This is a genomic window from Roseibium sp. SCP15, from assembly GCF_040329435.1.
GTDB lineage: Bacteria > Pseudomonadota > Alphaproteobacteria > Rhizobiales > Stappiaceae > Roseibium.
This window is the reverse complement of the sequence record NZ_JBDZYI010000003.1, coordinates 1,051,765-1,064,703: the sequence shown is the minus strand read 5'-3', so window position 1 is coordinate 1,064,703 and position 12,939 is coordinate 1,051,765. Positions and strand designations below refer to the sequence as shown.

Annotated in this window: 15 protein-coding genes; 3 read left to right on the top strand and 12 right to left on the bottom strand. The window is 56.6% G+C overall.

The window, feature by feature from the left end; translation table 11 throughout:
- Nucleotides 1-17: 17 nt before the first annotated feature.
- On the top strand, nt 18-359 hold the full coding sequence (locus tag ABLO27_RS18955; protein WP_353034716.1) for a tRNA-binding protein: 342 nt from the start codon (nt 18-20) through the stop codon (nt 357-359).
- A gap of 18 nt (nt 360-377) precedes the next feature.
- Here the strand turns inward: ABLO27_RS18955 and ABLO27_RS18950 are convergent, their stop codons facing one another.
- Genes ABLO27_RS18950 through ABLO27_RS18940 form a run of 3 tightly spaced genes read right to left on the bottom strand, consistent with a single transcriptional unit; the run spans nt 378 to nt 3,072 of the window.
- Nucleotides 378-1,772 carry an ATP-binding protein gene (locus tag ABLO27_RS18950; protein ID WP_417714806.1) on the bottom strand — a complete coding sequence of 465 codons (1,395 nt, stop codon included), beginning with the start codon at nt 1,770-1,772 and terminating at the stop codon, nt 378-380.
- A gap of 11 nt (nt 1,773-1,783) precedes the next feature.
- A complete protein-coding gene (locus ABLO27_RS18945; RefSeq protein WP_353034714.1) occupies nt 1,784-2,482 on the bottom strand; it encodes a response regulator transcription factor in 699 nt (232 codons plus the stop codon).
- A 32-nt stretch (nt 2,483-2,514) separates the two neighbouring features.
- Nucleotides 2,515-3,072 (bottom strand): MarR family winged helix-turn-helix transcriptional regulator, encoded by a 558-nt coding sequence (locus ABLO27_RS18940; RefSeq protein WP_353034712.1) that lies wholly within the window; start codon nt 3,070-3,072, stop codon nt 2,515-2,517.
- Between the two features lie 244 nt (nt 3,073-3,316).
- Between ABLO27_RS18940 and ABLO27_RS18935 the strand changes: the two genes are divergently transcribed.
- The gene (locus ABLO27_RS18935) at nt 3,317-4,219 is read left to right on the top strand and encodes a branched-chain amino acid aminotransferase (RefSeq protein ID WP_353034711.1); all 903 of its coding nucleotides are present in this window, start codon (nt 3,317-3,319) and stop codon (nt 4,217-4,219) included.
- A 96-nt stretch (nt 4,220-4,315) separates the two neighbouring features.
- On the opposite strand, the gene ABLO27_RS18930 is transcribed toward ABLO27_RS18935, so the two are convergent.
- The 9 genes from ABLO27_RS18930 to ABLO27_RS18890 form a co-directional block, all read right to left on the bottom strand.
- Complete coding sequence (locus tag ABLO27_RS18930; RefSeq protein ID WP_353034710.1) at nt 4,316-5,623, bottom strand: multidrug effflux MFS transporter; 1,308 nt, start codon at nt 5,621-5,623, stop codon at nt 4,316-4,318.
- Nucleotides 5,624-5,731: 108 nt separating this feature from the next.
- Nucleotides 5,732-6,211 (bottom strand): molybdenum cofactor biosynthesis protein MoaE, encoded by a 480-nt coding sequence (locus tag ABLO27_RS18925; protein WP_353034709.1) that lies wholly within the window; start codon nt 6,209-6,211, stop codon nt 5,732-5,734.
- 3 nt (nt 6,212-6,214) lie between these two features.
- On the bottom strand, nt 6,215-6,466 hold the full coding sequence (gene moaD, locus ABLO27_RS18920; RefSeq protein ID WP_353034707.1) for a molybdopterin converting factor subunit 1: 252 nt from the start codon (nt 6,464-6,466) through the stop codon (nt 6,215-6,217).
- A 55-nt stretch (nt 6,467-6,521) separates the two neighbouring features.
- Nucleotides 6,522-7,094, bottom strand: a complete 573-nt coding sequence (gene pgsA / locus ABLO27_RS18915) for a CDP-diacylglycerol--glycerol-3-phosphate 3-phosphatidyltransferase (protein ID WP_353034705.1) — start codon at nt 7,092-7,094, stop codon at nt 6,522-6,524.
- A gap of 136 nt (nt 7,095-7,230) precedes the next feature.
- The gene (locus tag ABLO27_RS18910) at nt 7,231-7,518 is read right to left on the bottom strand and encodes an HlyU family transcriptional regulator (RefSeq protein WP_352940748.1); all 288 of its coding nucleotides are present in this window, start codon (nt 7,516-7,518) and stop codon (nt 7,231-7,233) included.
- 196 nt (nt 7,519-7,714) lie between these two features.
- On the bottom strand, nt 7,715-8,833 hold the full coding sequence (locus tag ABLO27_RS18905; RefSeq protein WP_353034704.1) for a lyase family protein: 1,119 nt from the start codon (nt 8,831-8,833) through the stop codon (nt 7,715-7,717).
- Nucleotides 8,826-10,340 carry a tripartite tricarboxylate transporter permease gene (locus ABLO27_RS18900; RefSeq protein WP_353034702.1) on the bottom strand — a complete coding sequence of 505 codons (1,515 nt, stop codon included), beginning with the start codon at nt 10,338-10,340 and terminating at the stop codon, nt 8,826-8,828. The genes ABLO27_RS18905 and ABLO27_RS18900 overlap by 8 nt, the downstream gene beginning before the upstream one ends.
- A gap of 4 nt (nt 10,341-10,344) precedes the next feature.
- On the bottom strand, nt 10,345-10,821 hold the full coding sequence (locus ABLO27_RS18895; protein ID WP_353034700.1) for a tripartite tricarboxylate transporter TctB family protein: 477 nt from the start codon (nt 10,819-10,821) through the stop codon (nt 10,345-10,347).
- A gap of 116 nt (nt 10,822-10,937) precedes the next feature.
- Nucleotides 10,938-11,897, bottom strand: coding sequence for a tripartite tricarboxylate transporter substrate binding protein (locus ABLO27_RS18890; RefSeq protein ID WP_353034699.1), 960 nt, complete (start codon nt 11,895-11,897; stop codon nt 10,938-10,940).
- A 101-nt stretch (nt 11,898-11,998) separates the two neighbouring features.
- Here ABLO27_RS18890 and ABLO27_RS18885 point away from each other — a divergent pair, with 101 nt between their 5' ends.
- Nucleotides 11,999-12,922, top strand: coding sequence for a LysR family transcriptional regulator (locus ABLO27_RS18885; protein WP_353034697.1), 924 nt, complete (start codon nt 11,999-12,001; stop codon nt 12,920-12,922).
- The last annotated feature ends 17 nt before the right edge of the window (nt 12,923-12,939 follow it).

Below are 12,939 nucleotides of genomic sequence, written 5' to 3'. Positions count from 1 at the left end.
ATTAAGAGGGTGATTTCATGAGCAACCAGATTGGTTTTGATGATTTTCTGAAAGTGGATGTCCGCGTTGGCCGTATTGTCGAAGCCGAGGTATTTCCCGAAGCGCGCAAGCCTGCCTACAAGATGCGGATCGATTTTGGTCCCGATATCGGCATCAAGAAAACATCGGCACAGATCACCAGGCACTACACGCCGGAGACACTGGTCGGGCGTCTGGTGATGGCAGTTGTCAATTTCCCGCCACGCCAGATCGGTCCCGTCATGTCGGAAGTGCTGACCCTGGGAGTGCCTGACGCGGACGGCGAGGTCATATTGCTGACGCCTGACAAGGATGTGCCGATAGGTGGACGGCTCTACTAGGTTGATGCAAGCCGAATACTAAGCCGGTATCCGAAGTTTGGCTCTCAGACCACCAAGCGGGCTGTCTTCCAGGTAAAGATCACCCCCATGAGCGCGTGCGATGTCGCGTGCAATGGCAAGCCCCAGTCCGCTACCGGTTTCGTCCTGGTTCCTGGCAAGGTCAAGCCGGTGGAAAGCACGGAAGGCGATCTGGCGCTGGTCTTCCGGAATGCCCGGACCGTCGTCATCGACAGTCACGATCAGCCAATCGCGCTCAATTTTGCCTGCGACCTCGACCCTGTTGCCGTATTTGCAGCCATTGGTGACAAGGTTCGACAAGCACCGCTTCAGGGACAGTCTTCTGACTTCCGCTTCGGCTGGTCCATCGAACGACGTCGTCACTGCATGTCCGGAGATTTCCGCTTCTTCCTCCAGTTCTTCCAGAAGAAGGGCGATGTCGGTCTTCTGGATGTCTTCATCGCCGTCGCCGCTCGCAAAGGCGAGATAGTCTTCCAGCATGTGGCTCATCTCGTCCACATCCTTGCGCATGGCTTCGCTTTCCGGCGAGTTGCCCAAGAAGGCGATCTGAAGTTTGAGACGGGTCAGGATGGTTCTGAGATCGTGACTGACGCCGGCAAGCATGGTTGTGCGCTGTTCGATCTGACGCTCGATACGCCGTCGCATGTCAATGAAAGCCAGACTGGCCCGTCGTACCTCACGCGCACCGCTGGCGCGGAAATTTTCCACCGGCCGTCCCTTGCCGAACGCTTCGGCTGCTTCAGACAGCCTGATGATCGGGCGTATCTGGTTGCGCAGGAACAAGAGCGCGATGACAACGAGCACCAGAGATGTCGAAAACATCCAGACGAGGAATATGTGCGAGTTGGAGGCATATGTCTGGCTGCGACGGGTGAAGATCCTGAGGATGGAGTCCTGCAATTGAATGCGGATCTCGACAAACCTGGACCGGCCTACGGTGTCGATCCAGAACGGTTTGCCGATCTTCCGGCTGATCGCGAGACTCAATTCCTGGTCAATGACGTCAAAAAATGGTTTCGGCGTAGGTGGTGGCAGAGGCTCCAGGGGAAGGACAGTCAGCGACATGCCAAGAGCCCGGGAGGCAAGTTCCTCGATCTTGGCGTGCTGGGCGTCTTGCGGATAGTTCTCCAGAACGTAAACCAGAGCCGCAATTTCCCTGACAACAGCTTCCGACATGCGACGGGATACCAGCTGGTAATGCCGTTCCATGAACACGAAGACCAGGACCGACTGCAGGATCACGATCGGCGCGACGATGATCAGGAAGGTTCGAGTGAACAGCCCTTTAGGCATCACCCGGTACATCAAATGAGAAACGAACCGGTATACGCGGTGCAGCGGTTTCAGTGGAGTTGCGAGAGGAAAGCGCTGGAAAAAAGCTTCAAGATCCGCCATATGCGCTCAACTTAATCGCAAGCAAGCCGGTAGCCGATACCCCGGACCGTCTGCAGGTAGATCGGGTTTCCCGGATCCGTTTCAATTTTTCTCCTGAGGCGATTGATTTGAACGTCAACGGTGCGCTCGCCGAGGCCGCTGTCGTCACCGACGATCTTGTGCCTGGGAACGGTTGCTCCTGGCTGCTCAGCGAAAATCGACAGGATCTGTTTTTCGCGGTCGGTCAGCCGGACCAGACTTTCACCGTTCTTCAACTCCCCTCTGGAAGCGTTGTATGAAAACGGTCCGAAGTGGATTTCTTCGGAAATGATGACAGGTTGCAGATTGCCGCGACGGAGGATCGCAGCAATTCTCAGCATGAGTTCGCGCGGTTCAAACGGCTTGGAAAGATAATCGTCGACGCCTGCTTCAAGACCAGCGATCCGGTCCGGGGCTTCCGATCTTGCCGTGAGCATGAGGATAGGAACCTGCGAGTCTTCGCGCAGGGACGCGGCCAGTTCCAGGCCGGTCTCTCCTGGCATCATGACATCCAATATGATCAGGTCGAATTCGAGACCTGACAGGCAAGTGCGCGCCTCCGCTGCATTGGCTGCTGTCGAAACTCGAAATCCGTTCTCTTTCAGAAGCCTGGAAAGCAGATCCCTGATCCGCTTGTCGTCATCAACCAGGAGAATGTGATTGGCGTTGTCGTCAGGCACCTGAACAGTCATCTTGGCCACTTTTCCCTATGGGCGAGCAAGGGTTAGTCTTTCAAATCGAATGGACTGCGAACCAGCTTCAGAACATCGGGATGATCAGCCGGATCGATCATTTGCAGCAGAAACCGGCGAACGATTTCCTCGCTGCCATCTGGCATTCCAATTAGGGCGCGTTCAAGGCGTTTTTGCTGCAGACGCGTCAGGTCCACAGCCAAGGCATGGCCGCGTTCCGTGGTGTACAGCAGCCGCTGCCGCCGGTCGTGATGACCTTCTCGCTGTTCAATGATTTCAGCGTCGACAAGCTGTTTCAGCACCCGGCCGAGACTTTGCTTTGTGATCCTCAATATCCCGAGGAGATCCGTAACCATCACACCCGGGTTCCGGTCCACAAAATGGAGCACTCTGTGGTGAGCCCGGCCGAATTCATACTCGGCCAGGACGTCGTCCGGATCCTTGGTGAAATCGCGATATGCAAAAAACAGAAGCTCGATCAGGTCGTAGGGAAGCGACTCCTCGCCCCCGGTTCCGTCGAGCCTGTCTCCGGCATTGTTCCGGTCACCGGTAACGGGTGGAACAACTGGTTTGAAATTTACGTCAGTCATATTGACTTAATTCTGGTCGATTGTTACTTGTTAGCAGCCGCAGGCGAAATGATCGGTCTTTTTGATGCATTATTAGGCATCAGATGTTAAACGAATCCAATCGTCGCCGCTGCGGTCATCAGGATACCGATAGTTGGCGTGCTGTGCAAAAAATACAGCGGGGATATTGGCGCAAGTCTTTGGCGTCATTCACCTCTGTTACAGGAAAACAATATTCGCTCAAAGAGCGAGCGGGAGATGAAAGATGGCTGGAACGCCTTTTGATCAGCTCAGTGGTGACATCTGGTACGACGGCAATTTCGTGCCGTGGTCTGACGCAAAGCTTCACGTGCTGAGCCACGGTCTGCACTACGGCAGCAGCGTGTTTGAAGGTGAGCGGGCTTACGGCGGACGAATTTTCAAATCCGAAGAGCACACTGAGCGCCTGCTTGAATCCGCCCGCATGCTCGGGTTTGAGATTCCCTGGACTGCCGAACAGATCAACGCTGCCAAGGAAGAAACCCTGGCCCGGATGAAGCTGACGGACGCCTACATTCGCCCGGTCGCTTGGCGGGGCAGCGAAATGATGGGCATTTCGGCGCAGAACAACACCATTCACCTGGCAATTGCCGCCTGGGAATGGCCGAGCTATTTTGCTCCGGAAGAGCGCCTGAAGGGCATTCGCCTGGACATGGCGGAGTATCGCCGTCCGGATCCGAAAACCGCCCCTTACAAAGCCAAGGCTGCAGGCCTTTACATGATCTGTACCATCTCCAAGCACACGGCCGAATCCAAGGGATACACGGACGCACTGATGCTGGACTGGCGCGGCCAGGTCGCTGAATGCACCGGTGCCAATGTTTTCTTCATCAAGGACGGCAAGATCCATACTCCGACGCCGGATTGCTTCCTTGACGGCATCACCCGCCGCACCGTGATCGGTCTTGCGAAGGATCGCGGTATTGAAGTGATCGAGCGTGCCATCATGCCGGATGAACTTGCCAGCTTCGAACAGTGCTTCGTGACCGGTACGGCCGCCGAGGTTACGCCTGTGTCCGAGATTGCCGGTCAACAGTTTGTGGTTGGTGACATCATCAAGACGCTGATGGAAGACTACGACGCAGCTGTCAGGCCGAATACCCCGGCACTTCAGGCGGCGGCTGGCTGAACGGGCGCCATTGGTTGAATAAAAAAGGCGGGCAAAATTGCCCGCCTTTTTTGTTTCGTTTTCGATTGCCCGCCTATCGGTAGCGGAAGTCCGGAATTAGTCCGGTGAACCGGTTCGTTCCAGGGCATGAAACATGCGGCCGCGTTCTGCAAAGAGAATGCATCCGATGGCACAGAGCCCATAGACCGTGAAGGCGAGACCCAGAGGCAGGGTGGTGCCGTCAAAGAGCTGACCCATGATGTATCCAAGGATCGCTCCGCCAAGTGTGCTTATGGTTCCGATCACGGATGAAGCGGTTCCTGCGATTGCGCCAAGCGGTTCCATGGCCATGGCATTGAAGTTCGCCCCCATGAAGCCGAAGGACATCATGACCAGGGAGGTCAGGATCATGAATGTCCAGAAGTTCTCAAGACCAAGCAATGGCATGAGCAGAAGCAGGAAGCCAAGGCCGGTATAGAGGACGGTTGCGCCATGCGAGAGCCTGCGCATGCCGATTGCTTCGACCAGTTGCGCGTTTGTAAACGAAGACATAGCCATGGCAATTGCGATGGCTGCAAAAACGATGGGGAACAGGGTTCCGAGCCCGAACACATCGACAAAGATCTGCTGCGACATGGCGAGAAACGCGAAAAGACCGCCAAAGATGAACGCGGTGCCGACCGTGTAGCCAAGGCTGACCCGGGTCGTCAGCGCCATCTTGTAGGCGCCGATGATCTTGGAAAGAACCATCGGTCGACGGTTTGCCGGCGCCAGGGTTTCCGGCAGCCTGACGGCGGTCCACACCAGCATGGCAACGCCGGAAAGCAGCAGTAGAGTGAAGATCCACGGCCAGCCGGCAAAGATAAGGACTGCCTGTCCGATTGACGGTGCGATGACCGGTACGGCCATGAAGACCATCATGACCAGTGACATGACCTTGCCCATGCGGCGGCCGGTGTAGCAGTCCCGCACAACGGACAGGGCAGCGACACGCGCCGCGGCGCAGCCGACACCTTGAAGAATACGGGCGATCAGAAGCTGGTCAAGATCTGCCGCAAACACGGCTGCGACACTGGCAATGCTGTAAAGCGCCAGTCCTCCCGTCATGACCTTGCGCCTGCCCATGGCATCGGTGATGGGCCCGAAAAACAGCTGCCCGCCACCAAAGCCGATAAGGTAGGAGAGAAGGATGAGCTGGCGATTGTTCTCTTCGACGATTTCCAGTGCGTCGCCGATTGCGGGCAGGGCGGGGAGCATCACGTCGATTGCCATGGCGTTCAGCGCCATTATCATGGCGATGATCGTCACGAATTCTGCAAAGGGAATGCCCGGGTCCCTTACCGTTTCGCTGTAGCCATCCGAAGTGGCTCGTCTATCTGCCGGAGCCTCGGCAAATGAACCAGTTGAATCGCTTGTGTGTTTCACCAGTTGGGGACCTTTTCAAAGAGGCAAGGCCCAGTCGCATCGCATCGGTGCCCGGGCGGAGAGAGAAGTTGCAGTATAGCCGGGCTTTTCGACCGGCGGCTGAAAAACTTAATCGGTGGATCCCGATTTCAGCCAGCGCTCGGCGTCCTTGTCGTCAACGGACTTGGCTTCGACCCAGGAGCTGCTGTCACCGGAAACCAGGTGTTCCTTCTTCCAGAAGGGAGCACGGGTCTTCAGAAAATCCATCAGAAAGTCCGCCGCTTCGAACGCAGCGCGGCGATGTGACGAAGCTGCAATGACAAGAACGATGTTTTCTCCCGGAGGAATTTTGCCGAACCGGTGAACAACCGTTAGACCTGTCAGTGGCCAGCGGTCGATTGCCTCGCTGGCAATGCGGGTCAGTTCGGCTTCGGCCATCCCGGGATAATGTTCGAGTTCAAGGGCGCTCAGCGTGCCGGATTCGTCACGGCACAAACCTGTGAAGCTGACAATTGCGCCGACATCCTTGCGACCTTCGGTCAGTCGGGCAGCTTCTGCCTGGGCGTCAAAATCTTCACTTTGAACTCGGACCAGCGGTGTTACCGACATCTGTCAGCCACCTGTCATCGGCGGGAAAAACGCAATTTCTCTTGCGTTGCCCAGGTCTGCGTCAGCTTCCACATGAACCTGGTCGAGAGCTACCCGGATGGCTTCTTCTTCCTCGAAAGCAGCAGCGTGGTTTTCGTCGAGCGATTTCAAGTGAGTGATCAGATCACCCACGGTTTTGACGCCACCCGGAATTTCCAGTTCTTCTTCTTCAACGCCAACCCGTTCGCGAACCCAGGCGAAATAGCGGATGTTCATGAGACCCCTCAATGATGCGGCTGCAAGGTATCGACCAGTAATCCCGATCCGGCACCTATTCAGTAATAAGGTGGCCAATTCCGGCCCGGAAGTAGTCGTAACCCGTATATAGTGTAAGTGTGGCGGCAAGCCAAAGTGCAACCAGTCCCATCAACGTCGTGAAGGGAAGGATCGTGTCACCTGCAGGGCCTGCCAGCAAAAAGGCAATGGCCACCAGCTGCACGGTCGTCTTCCACTTCGCCAATTGCGTGACGGGAACGCTGACCTGAAGCTCGGCGAGAAACTCCCGAAGGCCGGAAACAAGTATTTCACGACACAGGATGATGATTGCGGCGATCATGGACCACCCGCCGATCGTGCCGTCGCCCGCCAGCATGAGAAGGCAAACGGAAACGAGCAATTTGTCGGCGATCGGATCAAGCATGCGTCCAAGTGCGGATTGTTGCTGCCAGGCCCTGGCAAGATAGCCGTCAAAGAAGTCGGTGATGGCTGCAACAACGAACAGACCCAAAGCGATCCAGCGGGGAGTGGTGCCTTCAAAGTAAAAACAGGCCGCGACAGCCGGAACCGCCAGGATGCGCCCATAAGTCAAAATGTTGGGCAGACTCAGAACAACTTGTCGTGTCATATCGGCTTTCAAAATTCGGACTGCAGACCAGAGCGTCAAATACCCAAGGCCGAGGGCATTTGGCAATGGTATCGTGCTCCATCGTCCAGATTAGAGGCAAGAAACAGCGGTCAGAGCCACCGATTCATGCTTGACCTCAATCGAATATCCTATCGCCTTGCTGGTCAATCATCATTTTGGCCTTGCGAACCATCTCGTTGGCCGCGTCTGTCTCGCCGGGCAATGTGTCGGCGCGGATGAAGCGATGAGTCTTGGTCGTTTCCCCAAACTGCTTTTCAATCCGTCCGGCGACCTGCCATTGGCCGTTCGATGGCTGCGGTTCCGCGATGATCTGAAAGTCGTCGTATACGACGACAGTGCTTTTGGACGCGCTTTTGCCCTCTTCGGATGAGCCGAATAGAGACTTGAAAATCTTGCCGATCATTTTCTGGACCCACTCCTGTCCCGTTTCCATCCCTTTTACGGGGCGGGAGAGTGGGCTTCAAGGTGTCTGTTTTCACGGAAAGGAAATCTGGTGTGAGAATTGCTCAACACCACCAGCACGTTTGCAGATGACAACCGGCCAGAAAACCGGCGGCACAAACGGGTCCGCTCGCACCTTCAGGTGCAAGCTCTGGGGATCAGTGTCCCGGGGTCGCATTCGCCGGCAATTTCGAGCTCTGAAATTCCCGGATGCGATCCTGCATCTGATCTGTGTGAAACTGAAGTCCGCTGAACATGAGTGTGGTCCAGTGCAAGGCACCAGCGGTCAAAAGGAAGATCTCAGGTACCAAAAGCCATTCACCGATCCAGACACCACCGGAACGTTCATGTTGATGGAGCGTCAACTCCCCCATCTGTTCGGTGCGCTGTCTGCCGAGCCGCGCAAGCGCTTCTGCAAACTCCGATGCGCGCTGGTTACGCTTGTGTGCCATGGCGGAAGAAGCCCCGCGTCCATTCGTATGACGTTCTGAAGCCTCGGCGATATCAGAAGAAGCCAACAGATTGATGTTGTGAGCAATCTTGCAAAGTGTGGCGCACAAGGATCCGAGAGCGTTGGTCACGTCGAAAACCCCGTCCCGTGTGTTTTGCCAGTGAGGGGTGATCACGCCGAGACCGAAATGTTTCGCGACCGCCTGCTTGATGTGCATTCCCTTCGAGGCTTCATACCCCCGCAAATCGCCAACCGGACCGCCAATCTGGACATTGAGACCACGATCCGCGGCTTGCTCAATTGCTTCGAGACGGCGCGCAAGTTCTTCCCGCCATAGGGTCAACTTCAAGGACAGCTGAACAGGCACTGCGTACTGTCCATTGGTACGGCCGATGATTTCAGCCGAACCGTATTTTTCGATGGAATGTTCAACCAAGGCGATGATCGCAAGGACAGAAGTGGTGACATCTGACAGACCGCTCTTCATCTGCAGCGCAAGTGCCGTGTCCATGATGTCTTGTGTGGTCGCCCTGAAATGAACTCGTCCGGCATGGTCTCCGACCAGCTGTTTCAGTTGCCTGACCAAACCGACAATCGGGCGTCCGACAAGCATCATCTCTTGTTTGAGCTCTTCTGCATCGATTTGCGCAGGCACGATCTCCCCGATCCGGTCCGCAGCCTCCTGAGGTATGAGCTCATGATCTGCCTGTGCGCGTGCCAGCGCCTGTTCCACGCGTAGCCAACTGGCAATCGTTTCGGCTTCCGACCAGATATTTCGCATGGTTTCGGTCGACAAGCAGTCTTTGTATAGGTCGTAACTAAGCATCTTCCAGCTCTCCGGAAACGACTTTCCGCTCGCGCATGATTGCGCGGATGCGCGCGGCCATGGCCAGAATGCCGAGCAGCAGGAACCCGGTTGCGATCGGCCGTTCGACAAAGATGAGAATGCCGCCGTCGGACATCAGAAGCGATTGCCGGAAGGTTTCCTCCGCGCCCTTGGCCAGCACGAAAGAGATCACGAAGGCCGCAACGTTGAACTCGAACTTGCGCATAAGCCAGCCGGCGAAGCCGGCAAACGTCATCACGGAGACATCGAAGAGAGAGCCCCTCGCTGAATAAGCGGCAATGAAAGCTGTGAGGAAGATCAATGGATAAAGTACGGAGGCCGGGATTTTCAGAATGACCCGGGCAACCTGGCTTGCTCCGAAATAGCCGATCAGACCGTAGGCGATGATCCCAAGCATGCCGCAGGCAAACAGCTGATAGACGAGCTCCCGGTCCGTCAGGAACAAGGTTGGTCCAACCTGAATGCCGTGAATGAGAAAGACACCCAGGAGGATGGCGCCGATCGTTGATCCGGGAATGCCAAGTGTCAGCAAGGGTGCCATGGACGGGCCGGAGACAGCGTTGTTTGCTGCTTCCGGAGCGGCGACACCTTCAAGTGCACCCTTGCCCCACATTTCCGGATTCTTTGCCCGCCGCTTGCCTTCTCCGTAGGAAATGAATGCAGCGATGGCTGACCCGAGCCCGGGCAGGACACCGATGCCGGCGCCGATGAAACCACCGCGTATCGCATGCGGAATGCAGGGTTTGTATTCTTCATATGTGAGCGAATGACCGTCTGGGGCGCTGGTGTTTTCGCGAACTTCGCCGCTGGATTTACTGCGTTCCTCCAACTGGGCGAAGACTTCGCCCAGAACGAAGACCCCGATCATGAGCGGCACCAGTCCAATGCCATTGCTAAGTTCAAAGGAACCGAACGTGAAGCGCTCCTGACCGGTGATCGGATCGAGACCGACCATGGAGACCAGAATGCCCAGCACTGCGGAAATCATGCCCTTGACGATCGACTTGCCGATGACGGAGCCGATGACGACAAAAGCGGCAAAATAGATGGCAAAGGTTTCCGGCGGGCCGAGTTTCAACGCAAGGGCCGCAATGAATCCGACGCCGACGACAAGCATGATGTCACCCATGAAATCGCCGATAACGGACGAAATCGTTGCGACCTTCATCGCCTTTCCGGCCTTTCCCGCCTTGGCCAGCGGGTACCCATCGATCTGTGTCGCAGCGCTGGCTGCCGTCCCGGGCGTGTTGAACAGGATTGCCGCGACCGAACCGCCATAACGTCCGGACTTCCCGATCACGTACAGAAATGCGAGAGCAAAAAGCGGTGGCATGTAGAAGGTGATCGGTAGCAGCATTGCAATGGCGGCTGATGCCGTGAGGCCTGGGGTTGCACCGACGATCATTCCGACAGCTGCAGCCAGGACAATGGCAAAGAGCAGAACAGGGTCGGTGATCACCGAGAGAAGAGCGGGAAAGATTTCCATTTGCCTATCCCCGAATGACGTCGAGCAGGTCGAAGACTTCGCCGTAGGGCGGGAAGACACCGAGCAACTCGAAGAAGATGATGTGGAAGACGAGCGGGCAAAGAATGACGGAGGTCACCAGGCCCGCACGATTGCGGACGCCGAACAGATACAGCACGACCGGCGCTGCGATCGCGGTCGGCAGGAGATAGCCGAACCAGCGGAACGATTGCTGGTAGATGAGTGCGATCAGGAAAAGCGTGAGAATTTCACGAGTTCCTGTAGCCGCGGATTGTTGATTGTCGATTTCCTGACCGTTGGACGCTGTTCGCAAACCACCAGTAACAAGCAGAAGCGAAAGGCCAAGCAATGCGAGAGCCGCGCCGAATGGAACCAGACCTGCCCAGGTCTCGCCCGGTGCAGCCTGGGGAACCTGCCAGGCTCCCCACAAGGCGACAAGAGACAGCAAGAGCAACGCCAGGCCTTCAATCATGTCCTTCATGACGCTTCCTTCCTGATGGACTGAGCTTGTTGGACCGGGACAGTCCCGGCACCACGGTTTGCTTTCCTTGCAGATGTCGGACGGGCCGATCTCTTGCGTTTCGGCCCGCCAGACAGTCAGTTTGAAAGTGAGTTGACCAGCGGTTGGGCATCCGCTTTCATTGCAGAAAGTGAAGCCTTGGCATCTGCGCCCGCAGCGTAGACCGGGCCTGTGCCACGCTCTGCCAGAAGCTGCGCAAACTCAGGCTTGGCCGCGATTTCCGCCAATGCGGTTTCCATTGCAGACACGATTTCCGCAGGTGTTCCTTTGGGAGCGAACACAATCACCGGAGAAGAGACCGCCGCGAACGGGATGCCGAGCTCACCAAAGGCCGGAACTTCAGTCATGACACTGTCGCGGTCCTGGCTGTTGACGGCAAGCGCACGAAGCTGGTCTTCAAATCCGCGGTGCTGCTGCACGCCCAGAAAACCGAAATCAGCCTGCTCGCCTATGAGCGCCGCACGGGTGGGGCCACCGCCCTTGAACGGGACATCCTGGGCTTCGATGCCGTTGTTGGCGAGAAAGCCGAGGCCGCCTACGTGGTGGAAACCCCCGCGCCCGGAATGCGCCCAACGAAGTGAGCCCGGGTTTGCCTTGGCCGCGTCGATGACATCCTGCACCGATTGAAACGGGCTGCTGACCGGAACCATCAAGGAGGTTCTGAGTTGTCCCACCTGGGCGACAAAGTCGAAACTCTCCAGAGCGTCGATGTCGGTGTCACGGGTCATCGTGGAGAGCAGGAACGAACCGCCCGACGTCATCATCATCGTGTAGCCGTCCGGGCGTGCTCTTACCACGGCATTCGCACCATTCAGACCACCGGATCCCGCCTTGTTGACGACGACGACCGGAACGTCGAGCACATCCTTGGCCGCGGCTGCAATGGCGCGAGCATAGGCATCGGTACCACCGCCGGCCTTGTAGGGAACGACCAGGTTTATCGGGCGTTTGGGCCAGTCCGCTGCGACTGTTGCAGTGCTGCTGACGGCGACAAATGCGGCTGCAAGGGCCGCCTTGAAAAGATCTCTGCGTTTCATGCGCTTTCCTCCCTGAGCGATGATCAATCGTACCAGTTGGAGTTCGTTGCAAAAATTGCAATTATGTTATTATATCTTGCGAAAAATGTAAGGATGTGGCGATGAACATCAAAGCGTTGCGTGCTTTCCGGTATGCGCTGTCCGAGGGAACGATTGCCGCCGCGTCCGAACTGATGCATCTCAGCCAACCAGCCGTCAGCCGCCTGATTTCCGGCCTGGAAGCCGAACTTAAACTCGAGTTGTTCGATCGTAGCGGACGCAGCCTGTCTCCCACACCGGAAGGCGTTGCATTCTATCGCGAGGCAGGACGCATCCTCGACAATCTCGATGAGGTCAGGAGGATCGCAGACGAAATTCGCGCCGGCAGATCCCAGAAACTGCGCATCGTGTCGATGCCCCGGATCGCGCAGTATCTTTCCGCGCCTGTTGTGGTCGAATACTCCCGCAAGAACCCGGATGTGAATATCAGCGTGGACTTGCGGGCAAGACGGGAGGCCGGCAAGTGGTTGGCGGGGCAGGAATACGACATCGGCATCGGCGCCTTACCGGTAAGACATCCAGAAATCCGGACTGTTCCTTTGCTGCGCGTACGTGCACTTGCCATTTTTCCCAGGAAACACCGGCTGACAGGGAAAAATGCCGTTACTACGGAAATGTTGGCAAACGAGACAGTCATCAGGCTCATGCCGGGCCTGCTGCTTCGGGAACAGCTCGATGATATGTTTCACTCCGCCGGCATCATGCCGGAGCGCAGCCTTGAAGTTTCATCATCGCAATTTGCCTGTTCTCTCGTTGCCGCCGGTGGCGGCATCACGATCGCGGACGAAATGGTCGCCCAACCTTTCAGAGAGCAGGTCGAGACGGTTCCGATCATTCCGGAACGCTGGATGACCTTCGGTCTTCTATATTCAAGGCGTACGGAACCCGCAAAAGCAGCACTCGATTTCGAGAAAATGCTTAAGGACCACGTCCGAAGATCATGTGAAGGCAGCGAAACCATGCAGGACCTGACGGGCGGTGGTTGAAGGAAGTTTGCTGTTCC

Coding starts and splice junctions, on each gene's coding strand:
- ABLO27_RS18955 (WP_353034716.1), top strand. CDS start 18: ATGAGCAACCAGATTGGTTTTGATGATTTTCTGAAAGTGGATGTCCGC.
- ABLO27_RS18950 (WP_417714806.1), bottom strand. CDS start 1,772: ATGGCGGATCTTGAAGCTTTTTTCCAGCGCTTTCCTCTCGCAACTCCA.
- ABLO27_RS18945 (WP_353034714.1), bottom strand. CDS start 2,482: ATGACTGTTCAGGTGCCTGACGACAACGCCAATCACATTCTCCTGGTT.
- ABLO27_RS18940 (WP_353034712.1), bottom strand. CDS start 3,072: ATGACTGACGTAAATTTCAAACCAGTTGTTCCACCCGTTACCGGTGAC.
- ABLO27_RS18935 (WP_353034711.1), top strand. CDS start 3,317: ATGGCTGGAACGCCTTTTGATCAGCTCAGTGGTGACATCTGGTACGAC.
- ABLO27_RS18925 (WP_353034709.1), bottom strand. CDS start 6,211: ATGTCGGTAACACCGCTGGTCCGAGTTCAAAGTGAAGATTTTGACGCC.
- moaD (WP_353034707.1), bottom strand. CDS start 6,466: ATGAACATCCGCTATTTCGCCTGGGTTCGCGAACGGGTTGGCGTTGAA.
- pgsA (WP_353034705.1), bottom strand. CDS start 7,094: ATGACACGACAAGTTGTTCTGAGTCTGCCCAACATTTTGACTTATGGG.
- ABLO27_RS18910 (WP_352940748.1), bottom strand. CDS start 7,518: ATGATCGGCAAGATTTTCAAGTCTCTATTCGGCTCATCCGAAGAGGGC.
- ABLO27_RS18905 (WP_353034704.1), bottom strand. CDS start 8,833: ATGCTTAGTTACGACCTATACAAAGACTGCTTGTCGACCGAAACCATG.
- ABLO27_RS18900 (WP_353034702.1), bottom strand. CDS start 10,340: ATGGAAATCTTTCCCGCTCTTCTCTCGGTGATCACCGACCCTGTTCTG.
- ABLO27_RS18895 (WP_353034700.1), bottom strand. CDS start 10,821: ATGAAGGACATGATTGAAGGCCTGGCGTTGCTCTTGCTGTCTCTTGTC.
- ABLO27_RS18890 (WP_353034699.1), bottom strand. CDS start 11,897: ATGAAACGCAGAGATCTTTTCAAGGCGGCCCTTGCAGCCGCATTTGTC.
- ABLO27_RS18885 (WP_353034697.1), top strand. CDS start 11,999: ATGAACATCAAAGCGTTGCGTGCTTTCCGGTATGCGCTGTCCGAGGGA.